Source organism: Trinickia symbiotica (assembly GCF_002934455.1).
GTDB lineage: Bacteria > Pseudomonadota > Gammaproteobacteria > Burkholderiales > Burkholderiaceae > Trinickia > Trinickia symbiotica.
Genome location: NZ_PTIR01000001.1, coordinates 139,507 through 161,722 on the forward strand (window position 1 = coordinate 139,507; position 22,216 = coordinate 161,722).

20 protein-coding genes and 1 pseudogene are annotated in these 22,216 nt (G+C 63.9%); 12 read left to right on the forward strand and 9 right to left on the reverse strand.

All coding sequences use genetic code 11. The features are described from left to right. The first annotated feature begins 71 nt into the window (after nt 1-71). The 3 genes from B0G57_RS00665 to B0G57_RS00675 are packed head-to-tail and all read left to right on the forward strand — an operon-like array spanning nt 72 to nt 1,772. Nucleotides 72-773 carry a cytochrome c biogenesis CcdA family protein gene (locus B0G57_RS00665; protein ID WP_020565964.1) on the forward strand — a complete coding sequence of 234 codons (702 nt, stop codon included), beginning with the start codon at nt 72-74 and terminating at the stop codon, nt 771-773. 1 nt (nt 774) lies between these two features. After that, nucleotides 775-1,317, forward strand: coding sequence for a thioredoxin family protein (locus B0G57_RS00670; protein WP_102606759.1), 543 nt, complete (start codon nt 775-777; stop codon nt 1,315-1,317). A gap of 29 nt (nt 1,318-1,346) precedes the next feature. After that, entirely contained in the window at nt 1,347-1,772 is a 426-nt protein-coding gene (locus tag B0G57_RS00675; RefSeq protein ID WP_018438628.1) for an organic hydroperoxide resistance protein, read from the forward strand. Between the two features lie 169 nt (nt 1,773-1,941). Here B0G57_RS00675 and B0G57_RS00680 read toward each other — a convergent pair whose 3' ends face one another. The 4 genes from B0G57_RS00680 to B0G57_RS00690 are packed head-to-tail and all read right to left on the reverse strand — an operon-like array spanning nt 1,942 to nt 4,511. Then, nucleotides 1,942-3,261, reverse strand: a complete 1,320-nt coding sequence (locus tag B0G57_RS00680) for a sensor histidine kinase (protein WP_018438629.1) — start codon at nt 3,259-3,261, stop codon at nt 1,942-1,944. Then, nucleotides 3,258-4,001 carry a response regulator gene (locus B0G57_RS00685; protein WP_018438630.1) on the reverse strand — a complete coding sequence of 248 codons (744 nt, stop codon included), beginning with the start codon at nt 3,999-4,001 and terminating at the stop codon, nt 3,258-3,260. The genes B0G57_RS00680 and B0G57_RS00685 overlap by 4 nt, the downstream gene beginning before the upstream one ends. A 7-nt stretch (nt 4,002-4,008) precedes the next feature. Beyond that, entirely contained in the window at nt 4,009-4,131 is a 123-nt protein-coding gene (locus B0G57_RS32075; protein ID WP_018438631.1) for a hypothetical protein, read from the reverse strand. Next, nucleotides 4,128-4,511: a GFA family protein gene (locus B0G57_RS00690; RefSeq protein ID WP_018438632.1), complete on the reverse strand. Its 384-nt coding sequence runs from the start codon at nt 4,509-4,511 to the stop codon at nt 4,128-4,130. The genes B0G57_RS32075 and B0G57_RS00690 overlap by 4 nt, the downstream gene beginning before the upstream one ends. Before the next feature lie 330 nt (nt 4,512-4,841). On the opposite strand from B0G57_RS00690, the gene B0G57_RS00695 reads away from it, so the two are divergent. From B0G57_RS00695 to B0G57_RS00710, 4 genes are read left to right on the forward strand one after another with little or no spacing between them, the layout of a single operon-like run. Beyond that, nucleotides 4,842-5,969 carry a substrate-binding domain-containing protein gene (locus tag B0G57_RS00695; RefSeq protein ID WP_018438633.1) on the forward strand — a complete coding sequence of 376 codons (1,128 nt, stop codon included), beginning with the start codon at nt 4,842-4,844 and terminating at the stop codon, nt 5,967-5,969. A gap of 49 nt (nt 5,970-6,018) precedes the next feature. Continuing rightward, complete coding sequence (locus B0G57_RS00700) at nt 6,019-7,569, forward strand: sugar ABC transporter ATP-binding protein (RefSeq protein WP_018438634.1); 1,551 nt, start codon at nt 6,019-6,021, stop codon at nt 7,567-7,569. A gap of 4 nt (nt 7,570-7,573) precedes the next feature. Beyond that, nucleotides 7,574-8,593 (forward strand): ABC transporter permease, encoded by a 1,020-nt coding sequence (locus B0G57_RS00705; RefSeq protein WP_018438635.1) that lies wholly within the window; start codon nt 7,574-7,576, stop codon nt 8,591-8,593. A gap of 7 nt (nt 8,594-8,600) precedes the next feature. Further along, nucleotides 8,601-9,596, forward strand: coding sequence for an ABC transporter permease (locus B0G57_RS00710; RefSeq protein WP_018438636.1), 996 nt, complete (start codon nt 8,601-8,603; stop codon nt 9,594-9,596). On the opposite strand, the gene B0G57_RS00715 is transcribed toward B0G57_RS00710, so the two are convergent. Then, entirely contained in the window at nt 9,590-11,341 is a 1,752-nt protein-coding gene (locus B0G57_RS00715; protein WP_018438637.1) for an FAD-dependent oxidoreductase, read from the reverse strand. The genes B0G57_RS00710 and B0G57_RS00715 overlap by 7 nt on opposite strands. Before the next feature lie 177 nt (nt 11,342-11,518). On the opposite strand from B0G57_RS00715, the gene B0G57_RS00720 reads away from it, so the two are divergent. Both B0G57_RS00720 and fusA read left to right on the forward strand, forming a co-directional pair. Beyond that, nucleotides 11,519-12,061: a DUF488 domain-containing protein gene (locus B0G57_RS00720; protein ID WP_018438638.1), complete on the forward strand. Its 543-nt coding sequence runs from the start codon at nt 11,519-11,521 to the stop codon at nt 12,059-12,061. 187 nt (nt 12,062-12,248) lie between these two features. Beyond that, a complete protein-coding gene (fusA, locus tag B0G57_RS00725; RefSeq protein WP_018438639.1) occupies nt 12,249-14,300 on the forward strand; it encodes an elongation factor G in 2,052 nt (683 codons plus the stop codon). A gap of 66 nt (nt 14,301-14,366) precedes the next feature. On the opposite strand, the gene B0G57_RS00730 is transcribed toward fusA, so the two are convergent. Next, on the reverse strand, nt 14,367-15,722 hold the full coding sequence (locus B0G57_RS00730) for an MFS transporter (protein ID WP_018438640.1): 1,356 nt from the start codon (nt 15,720-15,722) through the stop codon (nt 14,367-14,369). A 168-nt stretch (nt 15,723-15,890) separates the two neighbouring features. Continuing rightward, nucleotides 15,891-16,736, reverse strand: coding sequence for a sulfotransferase family protein (locus B0G57_RS00735; RefSeq protein WP_051089952.1), 846 nt, complete (start codon nt 16,734-16,736; stop codon nt 15,891-15,893). Nucleotides 16,737-17,025: 289 nt separating this feature from the next. Between B0G57_RS00735 and B0G57_RS00740 the strand changes: the two genes are divergently transcribed. Further along, nucleotides 17,026-18,612, forward strand: coding sequence for a DHA2 family efflux MFS transporter permease subunit (locus tag B0G57_RS00740; protein WP_026229287.1), 1,587 nt, complete (start codon nt 17,026-17,028; stop codon nt 18,610-18,612). A 298-nt stretch (nt 18,613-18,910) separates the two neighbouring features. Further along, a complete protein-coding gene (locus B0G57_RS00750) occupies nt 18,911-20,029 on the forward strand; it encodes a zinc ribbon domain-containing protein (protein WP_018438645.1) in 1,119 nt (372 codons plus the stop codon). Nucleotides 20,030-20,127: 98 nt separating this feature from the next. Here B0G57_RS00750 and B0G57_RS00755 read toward each other — a convergent pair. Next, a pseudogene (locus B0G57_RS00755) lies at nt 20,128-20,550 on the reverse strand (ComEA family DNA-binding protein); the annotation flags it as partial. A 233-nt stretch (nt 20,551-20,783) separates the two neighbouring features. Between B0G57_RS00755 and B0G57_RS00765 the strand changes: the two are divergent. After that, nucleotides 20,784-21,380, forward strand: a complete 597-nt coding sequence (locus B0G57_RS00765; protein ID WP_018438648.1) for a nitroreductase family protein — start codon at nt 20,784-20,786, stop codon at nt 21,378-21,380. Nucleotides 21,381-21,411: 31 nt separating this feature from the next. Here the strand turns inward: B0G57_RS00765 and B0G57_RS00770 are convergent, their stop codons facing one another. Further along, entirely contained in the window at nt 21,412-22,146 is a 735-nt protein-coding gene (locus B0G57_RS00770; protein ID WP_018438649.1) for a TetR/AcrR family transcriptional regulator, read from the reverse strand. Nucleotides 22,147-22,216 lie beyond the last annotated feature (70 nt).

The window sequence follows — 22,216 nt, forward strand, 5'->3', positions numbered from 1 at the left end:
GGCGTCGGCGACACAAGCGAGATACGTAAGGGCGCTCCAATACAGCATGCGCAAAACGAGGAGCGCCAATCATGCACAATCTGCTCGAACCCCCTCTGGCCCTGCTCGCAGGCCTCTTCACAGTAGCTTCGCCCTGTGTCCTGCCGGTCATGCCGATCCTGCTCGGTACGTCGGTGGAAAGGCCGAGCCGCGGGCGCCCGCTTCTCATCGTCGCGGGCTTCATCGTTACATTCACGTCCGTCGCGCTGATGCTCGGTGCCGTCTCTAGCGCGGTTCACGTCGCGCAGAGCGCACTGCGCGATACGGCTATCGCTTTGCTGGGATTGTTCGGACTGTTGCGCCTCTGGCCTCGCCCGTATGACTGGCTGGTCGCACGCATCGCCCCTTTGTTGCAAGTCGGCTCAGGCACGTCAGCCGGCAACGGCAACGCAGGCGGCTTCGTGCTGGGCATGTCGCTCGGCGCCGTATGGACACCGTGCGCGGGCCCGGTTCTCGCATCGATCCTGGTGCTCGTCGTCAAAGCGCAGAACCTCGAATGGTCCGCGCTGTTGCTGACCCTGTATGCCGTCGGAGCCGCCATTCCGATGCTCGCGATCATCTACGGCGGCCAATACATGTTCCGTCATGTACGGTTCGTCGCGCGGCACGCCGAGCGTCTCCAGCAATTGTTCGGTGTACTGATCATTCTCACTGCGCTCGCGATCTATCTGCAATACGACGTGCTCGTCTACGGCTGGATCTCGTCGTTCTTTCCTTCGTTCAAAGGAGTTTGACATGCTCGCTCGATTCAAGGCCCTCGCGGCGGCGGCGGTTGCCGTCGCGATCGCGGCCGCGGTAGCCACCGCCGGAGGCACCGCGACAGCCGGCCAGGCCGGCAACGGCAAGACCGCGCCCGAATTCACCGGCATCGACAACTGGATCAACAGCCCGCCGCTGACGCAGCAACAGCTTCGAGGCAAGGTCGTGCTCGTCGATTTCTGGACTTATAGCTGCATCAACTGCATTCATACGCTGCCGTACGTCAAGACCTGGTACCAGAAATACAAGGATCAGGGCCTTGTCGTGGTGGGCGTGCATACGCCCGAATATCCGTTCGAACGCAGCACCGATAACGTCAAAACCGCGATCAAGCGCTTCGGCATCGAATACCCCGTCGCGCAAGACAACGAGTACGCGACCTGGAACGCGTACAGCAATCAATATTGGCCCGCTTTCTATCTGATCGATAAGGAAGGCCGTGTGGTCTATACGCACTACGGCGAAGGCGAGTACGCCCAGACCGAGCAGCAAATCCGCAATCTTCTTGCACAAAAGTAAGCACCTTCTCAACACCCAACCAACGAGGAATGACAATGACCACGACTGTCCTTTACACAGCCAAGACTCACACGACATCCGGAGGCCGTGACGGCACATCGCGCAGCGACGACGGCCGGCTCGACATCGCGCTTTCGTCTCCCGGCAGTGCCGGCAACGGTACGAACCCCGAGCAATTGTTCGCGGCCGGATGGTCGGCTTGTTTCATCGGCGCAATAGGGCTCGCGGCCAAGAAAATGAAAGTGGCGTTGCCGCCTGATCTCGCCGTCGATGCCGAGGTCGACTTATGCAAGGCCGGCGACGCCTACTCTTTGCAGGCCCGCCTCAACGTGAGCATGCCCGGAGTCACACGAGACACCGCGCAGGCGCTCGTCAACGCCGCCCATGAAACGTGCCCCTACTCCAAAGCGACACGGGGCAACATCGAAGTGACGCTGAACGTCGTGGCAGCGTAGGACTCGTTCTTCCCACGCGAGAGTGTTTTTCCGCGTTTGTCCGCCGTGGGTGTTCGAAGTCGGACCCGGCGCGCTTGAAGTTCGATCCACCGAATCGATCGAATCGATCGAGTCGAACCATTCGAACGGCAAGCAGCCAAGTCCAATTCACTTCTTCAGCTTGCGATCTTCAACTAGCGCTCTTCAGTGTCAGCGTTGCAGCGAGCCCGCCCTCGGGCCGGTTCGCCAGGCTCAAAGTCGCATCCATCGCGCGTGCGAGTTGGCGAGCAATTGCGAGTCCGAGGCCGGTGCCGCCCGTATGGCGGTTGCGCGACGTTTCGAGCCGGTAGAACGGTTCGAAGACCGCCTCGAGCGATTCGGCCGGTATTCCGGGGCCGCTGTCGAGCACCGAAATGGCGACACGCCCATCGGGCAACGCGCTGACGTCGATGGTGGCGCCCCCCCCGAACTTGAGCGCGTTGTCGACAAGGTTGCCGACGATGCGACGCAACGCCTGCGGCCGCGCCGTCACCGCAAGCGCGGCGCGGCTGCCCATCGATACCTGCGCGCCTGCGTCCACATAGTCGTAGACGATGCTCTCGAGCAGCGCGTCGAGGTCGATCTTGCGGGGCTCCTCTCCGGTGCCGTGGAGCGTGCGCGCATAGGTCACGCCCTCCTTCACGAGGTTTTCCATTTCCCGCAGGTCCTGCTGAAGCTTGCCCGCCCGCTCCCCATCGTCATCGACGTCGAGCCGCAGGCGCATCCGCGTGATCGGCGTTTGTAGATCGTGCGAAATAGCCGCCAGTATCTGCATCCGCTCGGCCGTGTAGATCGCGATGCGCTCCTGCATTGCATTGAACGCCCGAGCCGCGCGCGCCACCTCCGAAGGCCCTTCCTCCGACAGCTTGGTCGGCTTCAGCTCGGGTCCGAGCGCATCGGCCGCGCTCGCAAGCGCCGCGAGGGGTCGCGTCGCGACCCGCACCGCGAGCCAACAGCAAGCAAGGAGCACCGCAAGCTGCAGGATCAACCCGAATGGCAACCATCCCGAGAGCGGGAGGCTCGACATGGGGTGGAAATCGATCGTGAGCGGCGTGCCGTCCGTGAGCCGCAGATGCACTTGCAGATGATCGTGCTCGCCAGGGACTGCGTTGGCGGTCACCGGATATCGGGTGCCGACGCCTTCTTCGATCGCTTGCGCGATTCGCGCCGAAAGCTTCTCGTCAGGCGTGCTGCCCGCGATGCCCGGGCCGAGCACGAAACGGTAGGTGCGTCTCGCGAGCCGCGGCAGCCACGCCTCCCTTTCATCCGGCCGCATCCGATCGAGCAAGGCGACTGAGGTCGTCACTTCCCTGTCGATGTAGCTGACCATCATGCTCGTCGTGGTCTGATCGCGCTCGGTCACCGTCAACCAGAACGACATGCCCTGGGCCAGCGCGAGTCCGATCGAGAGAATCAGCGCCAGTCGCGCGAATAGCGTGCGCGGCCAATGCCAGGCGCCGAAAAGCTTCATTGCCCCGGCCCGTCCACGGCCGTCACGGCCGCGGAGAAGACATAGCCTTCGCTGCGCAGGGTCTTGATGTAACGCGGCTCGCGCGCGACGTCGCGCAACCGCTGGCGCAACCGGCTGACGAGCAGGTCGATCGAGCGATCGAACGCGTCGGCCTGCCGTCCCTGCGTCAGATTCAATAGCTGGTCGCGCGTCAAGACGCGCTGAGGGTGATCGAGAAAGACGCGCAACAGACGATACTCGGCGCCGCTCAGCGAGACCATCATTCCTTCCGAATCGAGCAAGTGGCGTGCGGTGGTATCGAGCCGCCAATCGCCAAACGCGAGCATGTTCGCCGTTTCGGTCACCTGCATGCCCGGCGGCAGCATGCGCGTGCGGCGCAAGACGGCACGCACGCGCGCTAGCAGCTCGCGCACGGCGAACGGCTTCGCGAGGTAATCGTCGGCGCCCATCTCGAGCCCCACGATGCGATCGGTCTCTTCGCCGCGCGCCGTCAGCATCAATACGGGCGTCGCGCGGTGCTTGCCAGCACGCAGATCGCGGCAAAGGACAAGCCCGTCTTCGCCAGGCAGCATCAAGTCGAGCACGATCAGGTCAGGCGCTCCGCCTTCGAGCACCTGACGCATCTCGCGACCGTTCGCCGCCAGCGACACGCGCATGCCGTTTTTCTCGAGATAGTCGCCCACGAGCTCGCGGATACCGCGATCGTCGTCGACGACGAGCACATGATCGATTTTGTCCATGAGCAGATCATACGCCGCGCCGCTTGACGCGCACGGGACTGGCGCTGAGCAGCATGCACTGCACGGGATGCGCGAGCTCAGCGGCGAGGCCACCCACGAGCAACGCAGCGATCGCAAGGAGGCGTTTCATGCGTCCTCCGCGACAGACAGGCTCGCGCCATCGGCAACGGTAGCTTCGAGCGCATAGGGGTCGACGCCTTCCAGACAGCCCACATTGACGCGCCAGAGCTTCGGGTTCATCCGCGTCTGATGAAATGTATAAACACCGCAATGCCGGCAAAAATAGTGCTTGGCCACGTGCATGTTGAATTGATAGAGCGTCAGCGCATCGTTGCCGCGGACAATCGTCAGATGGTCCGCTTCGAACGGCGGCGACATCAGCGCGCCCCGGCGTCGGCAGAGGCTGCAGTTGCAGCGCGTCGCGGGCTGTAGCGCGGTGCGCACCTCGAACTGCACGGCCCCGCAGTGGCAGGATCCGTGCAGCGGCGCATCGTCATCGGTATGGCTCATAACACTCTCCAATGATGGTGATGCTCGCTTTATACCGCGAAGGCCGCCGCGGTTTGTATCTCCGTGTATCCGGCCGATCCGCCGACACAAAACGTTGCACTTGCCCGGCGAGCAAACGACTGGAGGTCCGTCCGGCTAGCGAAGCGGCGAACTCGCTACGCCTCGAGCCGAGCTATGGCGCCACCTTTCGATCACGCCACCTTTCAATTTCAGGGACGTCCCATTAATTGGTAGGGTTGCGGTGCCGCTTGACAGGTCTTTCGCCACTCATCTAACGTTTTCGGATCAGGCGGTACTCACCTGGTCGATGGGGGAAAATCAATGAGAAGCATGCAGAAAGTTCTGTATCCCACGGCAACTGCAATACTGATGACGGTGGCATTGTCATTATCGACGCCGGCTTTTTCCGCGGGTCCTAAGGTAGTCAATGGGCCCGGCGCGGAGCCAGGCTGCTTCAAGCCGGAATCGGCCAGCACGAAATTCTTCCAGTGGCCAGCGAAGCCGGGGCCTTACCGAATCGCGCTCGTGAATGGGTTCATCGCCAACGACTGGCGCGTCCAGATGATCCGGGTCGCCAAGGCCTATGTCGCCCAGCCCGCGGTGAAGAAGGACATCAAGGAATTCAAGGTCGTCTCGGTCGGCCAGGACGTCGCCGCGCAGATCGCCGCCGCCAACAATTTCATCGATCAGGGCTTCGACGCGATCATCGTCGACGCCAATAGCGCCGCGGCCTTCAAAAGCGTGGTCCACAAGGCGAATGCGAAGGGCGTGGTCGTCGTATCGTTCGACAACGTGATCGACAGCCCGGACCAGATCTCGGTCAACGTGAACCAGCTCGGTCTCGGCGAAATGGCCGCAAAGTTTCTGCTGGAAAAAGCCAAGAAGGCGGGCGATCTCACGTTCCTGCACGTCCGCGGCCCGTCCGGTCAGCCGGTGGACCTCGCCCGGGACAAGGGCTTTCATGACGTGCTCGACAAGTCGGGCCGCAAGGTCAAGGTGGTCGACGTCATCGGCAACTGGGCGCCCGGGGATGCGCAGAAGGCGACCGCCGACGCGATCGCAGCGGGTGGCGTGTTCGACGGCCTCTACGTTCAGGGCGGAACGCAAGGCGCGGTGCAGGCGATGCTCGACGCCAACAAGTTCAAGGCGCCGATCTCCGGCGAGACGGAGAACGCTTACCGCATGCTTTGCGACAAGGCCGATCTCACCTGCCAGTCCGGCGGCACGGGCCCGGCGCAAAGCGCCGTGGCCATCAAGACCGCGATTGCCGCGCTTAAGGGCGACGCAATCCCACAAAGCATCGCGCTGCCCACGTCGGTCGATTACTCACCGTTCAAGCCGGGCGAGAACGTCTTCCCGAAACTGCCGGGCAGCTTCTTCGCCGGCAACAACTTCCCAAGCTGCAATATCGGTTTCTCGGCCGAGGAAATCGCGACGCAGAGCGGCACGAACAACTGAACCGGAGAGCGGCGGCGATCGCCGCCGCGCGGGAGGGAGACGCGACACGATGGTGGAGCAAACGCCGGGCTCACTGCTACGGGTCGACGGGGTATCGAAGCACTACGGCGGCGTCCGGGCGCTGCAGGACGTGCGATTCTCCTGCCGCGCGGGCTCGATCCACGCCCTTTTGGGCGAGAACGGGGCGGGCAAGTCCACGTTCATCAAGATCCTCTCCGGCGTGGTGCGGCCGGACAGCGGCCGCATCTTTCTCGGCGGCGAGCCGGTCAGCTTCGAGACGCCCAAAGCCGCAGCGGACGCGGGCATATCCTGCATATTCCAGGAGCTTTCGCTGCTGCCCGATCTGACCGTGGCCGACAACATCTGCATCGCCGACCGGCGGCGCCGGTTCGGGCTGATCGATCGAGCGGCCGAGCGGCGGCGAGCTGAAGAGATGCTGGCCATCATCGGCGGGGAGGACATCCATCCCGCCGCCCCGGTCGGCAGCCTGCCTCTATCGCGCCAGCAGATGGTCGAAATCGCCAAGGCGCTGGCGCGGCGGCCCAAAGTGCTGATCCTCGACGAAGCGACGTCGGCGCTGACGGCCGCCGATGTGGCGAAGGTCTGCGCGCTTCTCAAGCGGCTCAGGGCGGAAGGGATGGCGATCATCTACATCTCTCACCGGATGCACGAGATCGCGGAGCTCGCCGACGAATGCACGGTTTTCCGCAATGGCCGCTACATCGAGACGTTCGCGGCCGGAACGCGTTCGGACGATGCGATCGTCGAAATGATGATCGGCCGGGAATACTCGAGCGCATTTCCGCCGCTCGGCGGGACCCGGCGCGAAGGAACGCCGGCGCTTGCTGTCCGCCATCTTTCCTGGGCCGGCGAATTGAACGATGTCTCCCTCGAAGTTCATCCGGGGGAGGTGGTCGGGTTAGGCGGGCTCGACGGTCAAGGCCAGCGCGAGTTCCTGCTGGCGCTCTTCGGCGCACTGATCGGTGTTGGCGGCGAGATCGAAGTGGCCGGCAAGCCGGTGAAGATCACGAGCCCCCGGCGCGCGAAGTCGGCTGAGCTCGGGCTCGCGTTGATTCCCGAAGATCGAAAGAACGAAGGCCTGATGCTGCCGATGACCGTGCGCGAAAACCTGTCCTTCGCCGCGCTCGACGCGGTCAGCCGTTTCGGCCGGATCGACCGCAAAGCCGAAGCCGCGTTGATCGACGCGCTGGTGCGTCAGCTCGCGATCAAGTCGGACGGGCTCGATGGTCCCGTGGCCGCGCTTTCAGGCGGCAATCAGCAGAAGGTCGTGATCGGCAAATGGCTGATGACTAAGCCGCGCGTCGTGCTGCTGAACGACCCGACGAGAGGCATCGACGTCGGCACGAAGCAGGAGATCTACCAACTGCTGCGGCGGCTGGCGGAGCAAGGAACGGCCATCCTTTTCTATTCCACCGATTACGATGAACTGATTGGATGCTGCGACCGCGTGGCCGTCTTCTACGATGGCACGATCACGCGGATGCTGGAAGGTGCCGAGCTGACCGAGCACAATCTGATCGGCGCCGCGCTGAACCTGACGTCGGCGGCCAGGCGGCCCGCTTCGTCCGTCGCGAGGTAGCCGAATGAGCGTCGAGCGAGGAATGATCATGACGAGCAGGCGGCGCGAGGGAAGCTGGCGCTACTGGTTGGCGGCGCATCGCGGCGCGCTTGCCGCCGCGGCCATCTTCGTCGCCATGTTCGGCGTCTACGGGGCGGCCCAGCCGATGGGGCTCACCGTCGATGTCGTCAATACGGCGGCCAACAAAGGCGCGCTGCTTGCGCTCGTGGCGATGGCTCAGACGTTGCCCGTGCTGACCGGCGGGCTCGACCTTTCGGTCGGCATGATCTTCATGCTCGCCAATTGCCTCGCATCGACGATCGTCACCGGCGATGCGGCGACGACCGCCCTCGGCATCGTCGGTGTGCTGGTCGCGGGCCTCGCTTGCGGCGGGTTGAATGGATTGATCGTCGTCTACGGCCGGCTGCAGCCGCTCATCGCGACGCTCGCGACCAGCGCAATTTATTTCGGCGTCGCGCTCGCCCTGCGTCCGCAGCCGGGCGGCGACATCAACGGCGATTTCGCCGACCTGATGACGCGCTCGACCTACGGCATCCCCTCGTCCGTGCTGTTGATCCTCGCCGCTCTCGTCCTCGTCTGGATGCCCTACCGCAATTGCACGCTCGGACGCGCAGCCTATGCCGTGGGCTCCTCAGAGCAGGCGGCCTACATGTCCGGTGTTCCGATCGCGCGCGCGAAGCTCTGCGCCTACACCCTTGGGGGGCTTTTCGCGGCGCTGGGCGGGCTTCTGCTCACCTGCATCACCTATTCGGGCGAGGCGCGAGCCGCGCTCGGCGGCGACTACACGCTCAATTCGATCGCCGCCCTCGTGATCGGCGGCACGTCGCTCTTCGGCGGCTCGGGCGGCGTGGTCGGCTCCGTCTTCGGCGCGTTCGTCATGCGCACGGTGGGCGATCTGCTCATCGTCTTCAACATCAATCCGGTGCTGCAGCCGCTGTTCGTCGGGGTCGTCCTGCTGTTCGCGGTCAGCCTCGGCTCGCTGCGCCTGCTGCGCATCCGCAACAAGCTCGACCTCTATCGGTAGAAGCCACATGCTTCGCTCCTTGCCCAAGATCGACGCCGCGACGCTGATCGCCTTCGGCTGCATCCTGCTGCTGCTCGCGGTGGGCGCCGCCGCCAAGCCGGGGTTTCTCTCAGTCGGATACCTCGCTCAGCAACTTCAAGTCGCCTCCTTCCTCGGCACGATCGCAACCGGGGAGATGATCGTGATCCTGATGGGGCAGATCGATCTCTCGATCCCGTGGACGATCGCCATGGGCGGCATGATGGCCACCGGTGCAACGGGCATTCTCGGCCCCGGCGTTGGCGTACCGCTCGCGATCCCGTTCGGGATTTTCTGCGGTATCGTCGTCGGCCTCGTGAACGGCCTGGGGGTCGCCTATCTGCGCGCGCCTTCGATGATCTTCACACTAGGCATGAATGCCGTCGCGCAGGGCCTGATGGTCTATCACACCGGCGGCTTCGCGCCGCAGGATCGCGCCACCGGCCTGATGATCGAGCTCGCCGGCGGCCAGCTCGTTCCCGGCATTCCCAATCCGCTGCTGGTCTGGATCGCCGTCGGGGCGGTCACGGTCTATATGCTGACGCGCACGAAGCTCGGCCGGCAGATCTATGCGATCGGCAATCGGGAGCGGGCCGTGTTTCTCTCCGGCGTCGACAGCCGGCGCGTGACGCTGATCGCCTTCGCGCTCTCCGGCGCCTGCGCCGCGGCCGGCGGCGTGCTGCTCGCCGGCTGGGCGAATCGCTCTTACCAGGCGATGGGCGATCCATATTTGCTGCCTACGATCGCGGCAATCGTGCTCGGCGGCACGAACGTGCTCGGCGGCCGCGGCACTTATCTCGGCACCATCGCCGGCGTGATCCTGATCACGCTCTTGCAATCGATCCTCTCTGTGCTGCAGCCGCAGGATTATTTCGCGGAAATCGGCGTCCGTCTGCCCGCCGATGTCTTTCGCCAAGTGGTGTTCGGACTCGTGATCATCGTGATGATGATGCTCTACGGTCGCGAGAAACTGATGCGTCAATGAACGGCGCGCTCGCCCTGCCTTTCGGCCAGGAAACTGTGAATTTGCGAGACCACGGCGGCGCCTTCGCCGACTGCCGATGCGACCCGCTTCGTCGATCCGGAACGAACGTCGCCGATCGCGAAGATCCCCGCCACGCTGGTCTGTAGGGGCATCAACGGCGAACCCTCGGCGCCGGTGCACGTGATGACGAACCCCTTTGTATCGACCGACACGCCGCAAGTGTCGAGCCAGCCGGTGTTCGGCTCGGCGCCGATGAAGACGAATAGATGATGGATCGCCACGCTGGCCTCCATGCCGCCGGCGCCGCGATAGTGGACGCGCTCGAGACGCGCGTCGCCCTCGAGCGACGTCAGCTCGGTGCGCGTATGCAGCGTTAGATTCGGCAGCGAGGTGACCCGCTCGATCAGATAGCGCGACATGCTGTGCTCGAGGCTCGCGCCGCGAATGAACATGTGCACATGTTCGGCGTGCGACGCGAGAAACACCGCCGCCTGCCCCGCCGAGTTGCCGCCGCCGACGAGCAGCACCGGCTCCTTGCGGCACAGCCTCGCCTCGAGCGGGGTGGCCCAGTAGTAGACGCCGCATCCCTCGAACTGCGCGAGACCGTCGACGACAGGACGCCGATATTCGGCGCCCGTCGCAATGACGACCGTGCGCGCGGTGACGCGCTTGTCGTTGGCGAGCTCGACGACGAACGGTTGCCTGTCGCAATACAACGCCTTCACCTCGCACGGAATGCCGATATGCGCGCCGAACTTCTGCGCCTGGACGAAGGCGCGGCCCGCGAGCGCCTGTCCGGTAATGCCGGTGGGAAAGCCCAGATAGTTTTCGATGCGTGAGCTGGTGCCGGCCTGGCCGCCCGGTGCGCGGCAATCGAATACCGCGACCGACAATCCCTCGGATGCCCCGTAGACGGCCGCCGCGAGTCCGGCCGGGCCGGCGCCGACGATCGCGACGTCGTAGATATGGGTCGGATCGAATTCGGGAATCAGACCGAGGCACGAAGCGAGTTGGCCCGCGTCGGGGTTCCGCAGGACCGTGCCGTCCGGACAGACAGCAAGCGGGAAGTCGTCGGCCTGCGGGGTCACGTGCTCGAGCAGCGCGATGGCTTCCGCATCCTGCTCCGCGTCGAGAACCGTGCTCGGAAAACCGTTGCGGCGTAAAAAGCCCTGCAGTGCCAGGAGTCGCGGGTTGCCGGCCTCACCGAGAAGCACGACACCCTGCCCGCTCTCGATCACCCAGACGCGCCTCAAGATCAGCGCCCGCATGATCTTTTCACCAAGCTCGGCTTCACCGATCATCAGCGCGCGCAGGCCGTCGGGCCGAACCAGCAAGACCTCGACATCTTCGACGACGTGCGCATCCACCACTGCCGGCTTGTTCGAGAGCTGACTCACGTCGGACGTGAATTCTCCGCGCAGCGTATAGGTGTGGATCAGGCGTTCGTGGCCCAGTCCATCGCGGCCGACTATGCGAATCTTTCCCGACAACAAGACGAACATGCCGGGGCAGAGGCTGCCGGCGCGGTAGAGCAGTTCGCCTTTCGCGTAGCGCGATAACGTGCCGAAGCGACGAATCCTGTCGAGCTCCGCATCGCCCAGGACCGGGAAAATCTGGTGGTACCGAGGATGCTCGCGGATGCCGGGGCCGTCCCCGGATTCAACGTCATCCGCATCCGGCGGGCCTGCATTGCCAGCCGGCCTGTCGACGGGCATCCCGCCGTCGGGCGTCGATTCGCTGCTCATCGTGGGTTCTCCGAGCGTCGTCGAATATCGAGTATCGCGGCCGATTCTGACATCTTTGTTTGTCGCCGGATAGCCGAGAATCGGCCGGCGCGCAGCGGCGCCGTTGCGAAACGGCGGGAATCAATCGTAGCTGGGATCGACAAACACTATGTGTCGATTCGACGAGCGCTGACCGCTATGTCGCAGCCCTTTTTCACGATCGGACATTCGACCCGGAGCCTGAGCGAGTTCATCGACTTGCTCAAGAACTCCGGGGTGGAACAGCTCGTCGACGTGCGCAGCTTCGCCAGGTCGCGCACGAACCCGCAGTTCAATGAAGAAACGCTGCCGGGCGCCCTCCAGCCGGAGGGGATCGGCTATCTGCATCTGAAACAGCTCGGCGGACGCCGTGGCAAGGCCGCGGGAGCGCCCGCTTCGCCGAACGCCTATTGGACCCATCCGGCGTTTCGCAACTATGCCGACTATGCGACGACCGAGGCGTTCAGCGAGGGGCTGCGCACGCTGATCGAGCTCGGAAGCAAGCGTCGTTGCGCGATTATGTGCTCGGAGGCCGTCTGGTGGCGCTGCCACCGTCGCATCATTGCGGATTACCTGCTGGCTCGTCACAAGGACGTCCGCCACATCATGGATGCGCACCACGTCACGTCCGCCACGATGACCCCGGCCGCTCGCCCTCAGTCCGACGGTACGCTGCTGTATCCGCCGGAAGAAGAGGAGTGACGCCTGGCGAGCCGTTACCGAGGCGCCCTTTCGTCTGAACAGAACCGCATGCCGGCAATCGTCTCGCCGCCGGCCTTTGTATTCGCGATCGAGGCGCGAGGTTCGATCAGGCACGAATACCCTAGCTAGCCGGCCGCGTCTTTTTCACCAATAATGCGCGATAACGATTGCAGGATGAGGGGAGGACATGGAATACCAACCCGAAGCCATCCGTACCATCGCATTGGTCGGCCACGCCGGTTGCGGCAAAACCTCGCTCGTCGAAGCGCTGCTGCACGAGGGCGGCGCCGTCCATACGGCGGGCAGTGTGGAGCGCGGCAGCACCGTCTGCGATTTCGATCCGCTCGAGCGCAAGTACCACCACTCGTTGAGCTCCGCGATCACCCACCTGCACTACCGCGACACCCGCATCTACCTTCTCGATACCCCTGGCTACCCCGACTTCTCCGGTCTCTCGATCGGCGTGCTGCCCGCTGTCGAAACAGCCGCAATCGTCATCGACGCGCGCACCGGCATCGAGATGACCACGCGCCGCATGATGGCCTCCGCCGAGGCGCGCAAGCTCTGCAAGATCATCGTCGTCAATGGCATCGACGCAGAGAAGATCGATTTGCCCGAGCTCCTCACGCAAATCCAAGAAACTTTCGGCAACACGTGTCTGCCGATCAATCTGCCAGCGCAGGGCGGACAGGCCGTCGTCGATTGCTTTTTCAATCCGTCGGGCGAGTCCGACTTTCTGTCCGTCGAGTCTGCGCACAACGCGCTCGTCGATCAGGTCATCGAGCTCGATACGAAGCTGATGGAGCTGTATCTCGAGCAAGGCGAGGCGATTCGCCCCGAACAGCTGCACGAGCCTTTCGAGCGCGCGCTGCGCGAAGGCCATCTCGTCCCCGTTTGCTTCGCGTCCGCCGCGACGGGTGCGGGCATAAGAGAACTGCTCGACGTGTTCGTTCGATTGCTGCCGAATCCGCTAGAGGGCAACCCGCCCCTCTTCTACCGCGACGTCGATAGTCGCCGCGAGACGGTGCAGGCCGAACCGGCCCCCGACAAGCACGTGCTCGCGCACGTCTTCAAGATCGTGATGGATCCCTACATCGGCAAGATGGCCGTCTTTCGGATTCATCAGGGCACCGTGCGACGCGACAATCAGCTCTATATCGGCGATGCGCGGCAGCCGTTTCGCGTCGCGCATCTGATGTTGCTGCAGGGCAAGGACCATGTCGACGTCGCGCAAGCCGGCCCCGGCGATATCTGCGCGACGGCGAAGGTCGACGAGATCGACTTCGATGCGGTGCTGCACGACGCGCCCGAAGACGGCAACATTCATCTCGCTCCCCTCGCCTTCCCGACGCCGATCTATGGGCTTGCGATCGAGCCCGAACGTCGAGGCAACGAGCAGCGTCTTTGGGAGCTTCTTCAAAAGCTGGCCGCGGAAGACCCGTGCCTGAGGATCGATCACCCGGTCGGCACGAACGAAACGGTCGTTCGCGGGCTCGGCGAGCTGCACCTGCGGCATATGCTCGAGCGCCTCACCGATCAGTACAAGCTCGCCGTCGTCACGCGGCCGCCGAAAATCGCCTACCGTGAGACGATCGGCACGAAGGCCGAGGGACACCATCGGCACAAGAAACAAACCGGCGGCGCCGGCCAATTCGGGGAGGTCATGCTGCGCGTGGAGCCCCTGCCGCGCGGCGTCGGCTATGAGTTCGTCGACGCCGTCAAGGGCGGCGCGATTCCGGGCCAGTTCATGCCGGCCGTCGAGAAAGGCATTCTTCAGGTGATCGATAGCGGGCCGCTCGCCGGCTTTCCGATGCAAGACGTGCGCGTGACGGTCTTCGACGGCAAGAGCCATCCCGTCGATTCAAAAGAAGTCGCGTTCGCCACCGCGGGGCGCAAGGCATTCATCGATGCGGTACTGAAAGCGCAGCCGATCCTGCTCGAACCGATCGTCAATATCGAGGTCATGGCGCCCGAGGCGGTGATGGGCGATATCATCGGCGATCTGTCGTCGCGGCGTGCGCAGGTTCAGGGCACGCGCAACCTGGCCGGTCACATGTGCGTCGTGATGGGGAAGGTGCCGCTATCCGAGCTGGCCGACTATCAATCACGTCTCAATGCGCTCGCGGGCGGGCACGGCAGCTACAGCATCGAGCTCAGCCACTATGACCCGGTGCCGCCGAACCAGCAGGAACGAATCGCCTCGCAATTCAGGAAGCAAAGCGAAGCCGCCGCCCAGTGAGTGCTCTTGCAACGGGGCCTCAGCCACTCATCGATTCGATGGCAGCGGCTGACGCCCCATGAGGACTCACGTATCGAGAACCCTTTTGTGACCTCCTTCGTCATGTCCCGCCGGTTCGCCGGCTCGGCCCTCGAGCGCGGAATCGTGATGCAGCAGCAGCGCCGCGACGACGCCGACCAGGCCCGCGCCCGCGAGACAAAGCAATCCCGGGCCGAAGCTGCCCGTACTGTCCTTGATCCAGCCCATCGCATAAGGGCCGAAGAACCCTGACAGGTTGCCGATCGAGTTCACGACCGCGATACCGCCCGCGGCGGCGGCGCCCGACAGGAACGCGGCCGGCAAGGTCCAGATGACCGGCAGGCAGCCGAAGATGCCGAAGCCCGCGATCGAGATCGCGATCATCTTGGCGACAGGATTGTCGATCACTGCCGCGCCCGCGATGCCGGCTGCCGCGATCAGCAACGCGACGGCGACATGGCGCTTGCGCTCGAGCTTGCGATCCGAGCGGCGTCCCCAGAAAATCATGCTGAACACACCGACTGCGTACGGCGCCGCGGTGACGAAGCCGGTCTGCAGGTTCGTGAGGCCGAAGCCTTTTACGATCTGCGGCAGGAAAAAGCTGAGGCCGTAGTTGGTGGCGACGGCACCAAAGTAGATCAGCGCAATGACGAGGACGCGCGGGTTAAACAGGGCCTCCACTACGTTGAACTTGCGCACTGCCTCACGTTGGCTGCGCTCACGCGCCAGCCGGGAGACCAGCCATTCGCGCTCGTCGGATTCGAGCCAGGTCGCATCGGCAGGCTTGTCCGTCAGGTAGAGCACGACGACGAACGAAAGCAGCAGCGCCGGCAACGCCTCGATCAGATAGAGCCACTGCCAGCCGGCGAGACCGGCAATGCCATCCATCGACAGCAGTGCCCCCGAAATCGGACTGCCGATCACCGTCGAGAGCGGAATCGCCACCATGAAGTAGCCCACCATCCGCGCGCGATACTTCGCGGGAAACCAAAGCGTCAGCAGGAAGATGATCCCCGGAAAGAATCCCGCCTCTGCGATGCCAAGCAGAATCCGCAATATGTAGAAAACGTGCGTGGTCGATAGCCCCGTATAGCGAGCGATGTTGGGGATGAATGCCATTGCGCCCGCAACGACACCCCATGTCAGCATGATCCGCGCGATCCAGCGGTGAGCGCCGAACTTTTCGAGCAAAAGATTCGACGGCACTTCGAAAAAGAAGTACGCAATGAAGAAAATGCCCGCGCCGAAACCGAATGCGCTCGCGGTAAGCCCGATGGCCTTGTTCATCTCCAACGCCGCGAAGCCGACATTGACGCGGTCGAGATAAGCCACGAAATAACAAAGGATCAGGAACGGGATGAGGCGCGCCGTGACGCGCGCGATAGTGCGTTTCTCTAAATCCATTGGTTGTCTCCTCTGGTTAGCGCGTCGAACGCATTGTCTCTCGACGCTTCGGTCGATGGATGGACCGGTTCCAAGACTAACCCCTCGCACGCGCCGCGGGAAGAACTGGTTTCCCACTAGTTGCCGGGCGTCGCGGGCGAAATGTTCAAATAGTGAGACGGCGCGGATTTAAAGCGCACCGAGGCCGGCTGCCGGTGGACGATCGAGCGGTCCCTTCGATGCATCCGCATAGCCGAGGTGAATGGCACCCGGTCCCGCGAGCTGAAGAAGACGATCGTCGTCCCGGTTGGCCGCCGGTATTGCGTAAAGGTCCGCGATATCGGTGATAGGCTCGCTGAACGGCGTCGGCAGCTCGCGCTGGCGCGCAAGGAAGTCGACGATCGGCGAAACATCGGCCAGATCGAGAAAATGCCCGATGCTCGTCGCTGTCGTTTGGGGGCTTTCGATCAAGTCCCTGTACGAAAACGTCAGTGCCTGTTCCTCCGGCAACTCGCCGAAGAATTCGACGATTTCGGAAACGTATTGCGCCCAGACGCGCACGCCGTCTTCAACCGACCCGATCCAATGCTTTCGAACCATCGATTTCGCGACATGCGCGGGATGGCGATGGAGGTGAATGAAGCGTGCCTGCGGCAACGTCTCGCGAATTAGGCGCAAGCATGAGCCGGACATAGGCAGATGCGCGACGGCGCCGGTGCGCGCCGACAGTATCGTAGGGTCGGCGTAAGGCGGATGCTTGTCGCCCCAGATCGGCGTGCTGACGCCAAGCTCCTCGCGATAGAAGCGCTCGACCCACGCGCCGAGCGTACGGCGACTGAAACGCTCGAATCGCTGCAGATATGTCGGCGTGAGCAAATCCGCTCGCCGACTGTCCACTTCCACCATCTGCTTCAAAAGCGCGAAGATCCGGCATTCGTTGGTCAAGTGAATAGACGGATGCACATTGAGCGTGGAGCACAGAAACGTCGTTCCCGATCTCGGCGCACCAATGATGAAAAGCGGGCAGGATTGCATCGTCGGCTCCGAGGCTCTCGCGAAAAAGGGGAGGTTCCGCCACGAATGAAGCATAGATGAAGCCAAGCGCCAGGTCGAAGCGTTGTCGCGCGCAAAACTCAATTGCGCTCCGCGGTGGGAGCACTCTGCTTACATTAGGTTGTGCACAGCCACCGCCACCCCATCGGCGATCTTGTCGCAATCCGACGGGCCGTACCCCTTTCCCTCGGCCCGAAAGTTGCTCGCGCAACCAACGCCGCTGGCGCATTCGCGCGCGCCCGCCGCGTTTTTCTCGATGGAGAACTCCCCGTTGAGCCAGCCCTCCACCGCAACGCCCGCTCCCTCATCGGCGCCGCCGCCTGCGCCTCCGCCACCGATGCACGGCGGCCAGCTCGTGCTTGCAACGTTTGCCGTCGCGCTCGCCACCTTCATGAACGTGCTCGACACGTCGATCGCGAACGTCGCGATTCCGACGATCGCCGGCGACCTCGGCGTCTCGGTCGACGAAGGCACCTGGGTCATCACGGTCTTCGCCGCGGCCAACGCCGTGTCGATCCCGCTGACGGGCTGGCTGACGCAGCGAATCGGCCAGATCCGTCTCTTCGTCGGCGCGATCCTCATGTTCGTGCTCGCGTCGTGGCTCTGCGGCATTGCACCGAATCTGATCGTGCTGCTCGGCGCGCGGGTGCTGCAAGGCGCCGTCGCGGGCCCGCTCATTCCGCTCTCGCAATCGATTCTGCTCGGCTCTTATCCGAAAGAAAAATCGTCGATGGCGCTCTCGCTCTGGGCGATGACGGCAACGGTCGGTCCGATCGCCGGACCCGCGCTCGGCGGCTGGATCACGGACAGCTATAGCTGGTCATGGATCTTTTTCATCAACATCCCCGTCGGGCTGTTCGCCGCCGGCGCCACGTGGATGCTCTATCGCCATCGGGAAACGCCAGTCCGCAAGCCGCCGATCGATGTCGTCGGGCTGGCTTTGCTGATCGCATGGGTCGCGCCGCTGCAGATCATGCTCGACAAAGGGAAGGACCTCGACTGGTTCGCCTCGCCCGTGATCGTCACGCTGGCTATCACGGCACTGGTCGCCTTCGCATTCTTCCTCGTATGGGAACTCACCGAGCGGGACCCGGTGATCGACCTGCGCCTTTTCGGCCAGCGCAATTTTCTCGGCGGCACGATCGCGATCTCCGTCGCCTATGCCGTCTTCTTCGGCAACCTCGTGCTGCTGCCGCAGTGGATGCAGGAGTACCTGAACTACCGCTCCGTCGATGCAGGCCTCGTCACCGCGCCGCTCGGCGTGTTCGCCGTCGTGCTGGCGCCGATCATGGGCCGGGTCCTGCCGCGCACGGACGCGCGGATGATCGCGACGCTCGCCTTCATCGGCTTCGCGGTCGTGTTTTTCATGCGCTCGAAATATGTCATCGAGGTCGACACGTTCCATCTCGTTCTGCCGACGCTGCTGCAAGGCATTCCGATGGCGCTCTTCTTCGTGCCGCTCACCGCGATCATTCTCGCGGGCCAGCCGCCGCATCGCATCCCGGCCGCGGCCGGGTTGTCGAATTTCGTGCGCGTCTTCTGCGGCGCCATCGGCACCTCGATCGCGACCAACGAATGGAACAACCGCACCGTGCTCCACCACGTGCGACTGACCGAGGTCGCCAACGCGGACAACCCCGTTTTTCGTCAGCAGATGCAATCGACGCAATCGCTGCTGCACATCGGCAATCCGTCGGCGAACGCGCTCTTCGACTTCACGGTCAATACGCAAGCCGCGATGATGGGACTGAATGACATCTTCTACATCTCCGCGGTCATCTTCTTGGTCATCATTCCGCTCATCTGGATCACGCGCCCCGTCAAGGGCGGTAAATCGGATGCGGGCGGGGCGCATTGACCCGTGAATTTTTCCGAGTCGTGCCCGCGCGCGCCGAACAGCGGCCATTGCCAGCGAATCGGCGCGCAGCGGCTAAGTTTTGACCGATGCGCGCTGCCTGGAACGACCCGCGGCGGTTGACGCTCGCGGGCTGCTGGCCGATATTGGCCACGTTGTTCGATTCGATTCCGATCGTCATAACGATCAGGCGACTTGTCTGCTGAATCGAGCCCGTACATGTGCTCGCGCACCGCGTCATGCACATCGTCCACCTCCGACGCATCGTTCGCGTCTTTCAGAGACAGGGGATAACTCAACGATGAGCGATCAAACCGCTCGCGGCCCGGCCATTGGCGGTACCACTTTTGGTGGCCCCACTTTTCCGACGACCTGCGCGCGCTGCGGCGGCAAGTTATCGGGGCCGGTTGCATTCTGCCCGCATTGCGGCACACCCGCGCGGCTCGCGTTCGGCGAACGCACGCCGCCGACGAGGCAGGATGCGGTCCGCTCACCGGTGCCGCCGCCGAACGGCACGGCCGGAACGCGGGCCGGCGCCTCGCGCGCCGAAATGCTCTGGCCGTCCCGGCCCACGCCGTTGTTCGCCTCCGCCGACAGCGACCCTTACGGCGACGCGCAGACACCGTCAGCCGAGAGAGCAGGCTCGGTTCGGTGGGGCATCGACCGCTGGGCCGGCACCATTCGCCGCGCCATCCATCGCTGGACTGCTGCCCATCGCTGGACTGCTACCCACCACTTGGCTGCTATCCATCGCTGGGCTGCTATTTACCGCTCGGCTGCTATTCATCGCTGGGCTGCTATCGGTCGCTCGAGCGACAGTGCTCGCTGGAGCGACAGTCGCTGGGGCATCAAGCGAGGCACCGCGCTGACGCTGCTGGCGTTCTTCGCTCTCTTCGGAGGAACCGTGCTATTGCACCGGTACGACGACGCCGAGACTCGCGAGCAGCAACAGCAGCAGACATCGGTGCAAGGCCCGGTGCAAGGCACGGCTGCCGTCCAAGGCACCGATGCGGCGCAACGCCCGGCGAGCGCGCCGACGACCGCACCGACCTCCGCCCATATCGCGCGCGAAACGAATCGCGCACCGCAATCTGTCGCGGCACCCGCCGTGCCGCAAGCGGCACCGCCGGCGCGTATCACGCAGCAAGCCGCCGAGCCGTCGCCGTCTCTCTCGAGGAAGGAAAGCTCGGCGACGAGCGGCAAGTACAGCGCCAAAAATCAGCGGCTGATATCGCTCGCGCTCGCGCGAGCTCATAGTGGATTCGAGAAAAACGACCTGCGCATGGCGCGCTCGGGCGTCTATTGGGCGCTCTCGCTGCAGCCCGACAACAGCGAAGCACTGTCGCTGAAGCAGGAATTGCTCGCACGGGAACGGGGGCATGTCGCCGCGTCGAAGGCCTTCGATAGCGGCGAAGAATGATCGAAAAGCCGCACGAACGCCAAACGCGCCCGTGCGTGCCGTTCGACGGCGGGCAAGTGGGCCGCACCGCCGCTTGCCTCTGCTTGCGCCGCTGGCTAGGCTCCCGACGCAGCCGCTGCCGATGCGGCCTTGCCCTTCTTGGACTTCTTCTTCCCCGTGGCCGGAGCCGCCGGGGACGAAGCGGCTGTCGCGGGCGCCGTTGCGGCGGGCGCGGCGCCCTTGGCCGATGTCGTCTTGCCGCTCGGCGGTTTCGCGGAGCCGTTGATCGTCAGGCCCGCCGCTTCGAGCTTGAGCACCGACTTCGGCCCGATGCCTTTTACGCGATTGACGAGGTCGTCCGCATCCTTGAACGGACCGTTCTTCGTGCGCTCGTCGATGATCGCCTTCGCGTGGACGGGTCCTATCCCCTTGACCGATTCGAGCGCGGCCTGATCGGCGGTATTGACTTCGACCGCCGAGGCGAATGCGGCGCACAGCGACAGGGTTAGGGCAACGCACAACATTATTAGCTTTTTCATCATGGCAATCGCTCCGTTAGACGTTAACCCGGTGCATTACGATATTGTTGCGTTCGCAGGATAGCTCAGTTTCGTGACTGGACAAAATCGCCGCTATTGCAAAAAGCAAATGACAAAATGTCCTATAACGTTGCCTATCCATTTTCGATGTAAAGTCACGTAGCTGCCGCGCGCTGCGCCGCGCGATGGCCGCACGCTTCATCGCCATGTCCTGAACCTTTACCATCGACACCTCTATGACGACATCGAATTCGCGCACAGCGGACCACGCGATCGACCGGCAGTTTCTCGATCGTTGGTCGCCTCGCGCGTTCACACCCGACCTGATCCCCGAATCGACGCTGCTGACTTTTCTCGAGGCGGCGCGTTGGGCGCCCTCCTCGTACAACTCGCAGCCGTGGCGCTTCGTCTACGCTCGGCGCGACACGGAGCACTGGACGCGCTTTTTAGGATTCCTCAACGAATTCAACCGTAGCTGGGCGCAACATGCGGCCGCGATCGTGATCGTCCTGTCGAAGCGCACGTTCACGCCGCCGGGCGCCACGGAAGAACGGCCGGCGCCGTCACACTCGTTCGATACCGGCGCCGCATGGGGCTACTTCGCCCTGCAGGCGAGCCTGTCAGGCTGGAAAGCGCACGGACTCGCCGGCATCGAGCGCGAGAAGATCCGCGCCGAGCTCGGCATTCCCGAAGGCTATGCCATCGAGGCCGGCGTCGCCCTCGGCCGGCCCGGCGACAAGGCATCGCTGCCCGAAGCGCTGCAGGCGCGGGAAGTGCCGAGCTCGCGAAACCCGCTCCCCGCCATCGCGAGCGAAGGCCGATTCGTCGCCTGACGAGAGCGCAACACGCGCGGCTTGGCTGAGTTCAGCGTCGGCGAGCGGTGCGAGTCGGTGCCCGCTCGTCGCGCTCGGTCAGCAAGCCGTTCAGCAACATATCGGTCTGCACGCGGATCAGCTCGTCCAACGGCTCCCATGGGAAGTGCGGGCGCGGCCGCGCGATCAGGATCGCGACGAGCCCGTGAATCGACGCCCACAGTGCCTGCGCGACCAATAGCGGCGGCCCGAGATCGGCGCGCACGACACCGGCCTCGATGGCCTGCTCGATTCGCTTCGTCAGCTGCATGAACACCGGCACGCCGACGCGCGTGCCCTCGCCAACCTCTTCGTTCTCGTCGAGTTGCTCGGCGTTGTAGGGCTTGCGGTAAGCCTTGATCACCATGAAGGCAAGCCGGTATTCGTCGGGATGGCTGAGCCCGAACGCGACATAACCGGTGACGCAACGGCGCATCCAGTCGCGCTCGTCGGTCGCGGTCCGATCACACTCGGCGAGCGCCTGCGCGAGCTCGCCGAACGCGTCGCGAATCAACTGGCCGAAGATGTCGTCCTTGGTCTTGTAGTACGCGAAGAGCGCCGTCTGCGAGATTCCCACGCGTTCGGCGATCTTGCGCGTCGAGACGTTTTCGAATCCGTGCTCGAGGAAAAGCGCCTTTGCCGCGGCGAGAATCTCTCGGAGCCTCTCGTGGCCCGATCCCCGCGCTTTGCGGTTCGCGAGCGAAATCGTATAGGTCTTGGCCGTCGTTCCGGTCTTCCTGGTCGGCATCTGATCTGTTATCGCGTCGAGGCATCGTGAATGAAGCCTCAACGATACGGCAAATCACCGCTTGCGCACA

Coding starts and splice junctions, on each gene's coding strand:
- B0G57_RS00670 (WP_102606759.1), top strand. CDS start 775: ATGCTCGCTCGATTCAAGGCCCTCGCGGCGGCGGCGGTTGCCGTCGCG.
- B0G57_RS00680 (WP_018438629.1), bottom strand. CDS start 3,261: ATGAAGCTTTTCGGCGCCTGGCATTGGCCGCGCACGCTATTCGCGCGA.
- B0G57_RS00765 (WP_018438648.1), top strand. CDS start 20,784: ATGACGACATCGAATTCGCGCACAGCGGACCACGCGATCGACCGGCAG.
- B0G57_RS00705 (WP_018438635.1), top strand. CDS start 7,574: ATGAGCGTCGAGCGAGGAATGATCATGACGAGCAGGCGGCGCGAGGGA.
- B0G57_RS00690 (WP_018438632.1), bottom strand. CDS start 4,511: ATGAGCCATACCGATGACGATGCGCCGCTGCACGGATCCTGCCACTGC.
- B0G57_RS00730 (WP_018438640.1), bottom strand. CDS start 15,722: ATGGATTTAGAGAAACGCACTATCGCGCGCGTCACGGCGCGCCTCATC.
- B0G57_RS00695 (WP_018438633.1), top strand. CDS start 4,842: ATGCAGAAAGTTCTGTATCCCACGGCAACTGCAATACTGATGACGGTG.
- B0G57_RS00720 (WP_018438638.1), top strand. CDS start 11,519: ATGTCGCAGCCCTTTTTCACGATCGGACATTCGACCCGGAGCCTGAGC.
- B0G57_RS00675 (WP_018438628.1), top strand. CDS start 1,347: ATGACAATGACCACGACTGTCCTTTACACAGCCAAGACTCACACGACA.
- B0G57_RS00710 (WP_018438636.1), top strand. CDS start 8,601: ATGCTTCGCTCCTTGCCCAAGATCGACGCCGCGACGCTGATCGCCTTC.
- B0G57_RS00770 (WP_018438649.1), bottom strand. CDS start 22,146: ATGCCGACCAGGAAGACCGGAACGACGGCCAAGACCTATACGATTTCG.
- B0G57_RS00685 (WP_018438630.1), bottom strand. CDS start 4,001: ATGGACAAAATCGATCATGTGCTCGTCGTCGACGACGATCGCGGTATC.
- B0G57_RS00750 (WP_018438645.1), top strand. CDS start 18,911: ATGAGCGATCAAACCGCTCGCGGCCCGGCCATTGGCGGTACCACTTTT.
- B0G57_RS32075 (WP_018438631.1), bottom strand. CDS start 4,131: ATGAAACGCCTCCTTGCGATCGCTGCGTTGCTCGTGGGTGGCCTCGCC.
- B0G57_RS00735 (WP_051089952.1), bottom strand. CDS start 16,736: ATGCAATCCTGCCCGCTTTTCATCATTGGTGCGCCGAGATCGGGAACG.
- B0G57_RS00665 (WP_020565964.1), top strand. CDS start 72: ATGCACAATCTGCTCGAACCCCCTCTGGCCCTGCTCGCAGGCCTCTTC.
- B0G57_RS00700 (WP_018438634.1), top strand. CDS start 6,019: ATGGTGGAGCAAACGCCGGGCTCACTGCTACGGGTCGACGGGGTATCG.
- fusA (WP_018438639.1), top strand. CDS start 12,249: ATGGAATACCAACCCGAAGCCATCCGTACCATCGCATTGGTCGGCCAC.
- B0G57_RS00715 (WP_018438637.1), bottom strand. CDS start 11,341: ATGAGCAGCGAATCGACGCCCGACGGCGGGATGCCCGTCGACAGGCCG.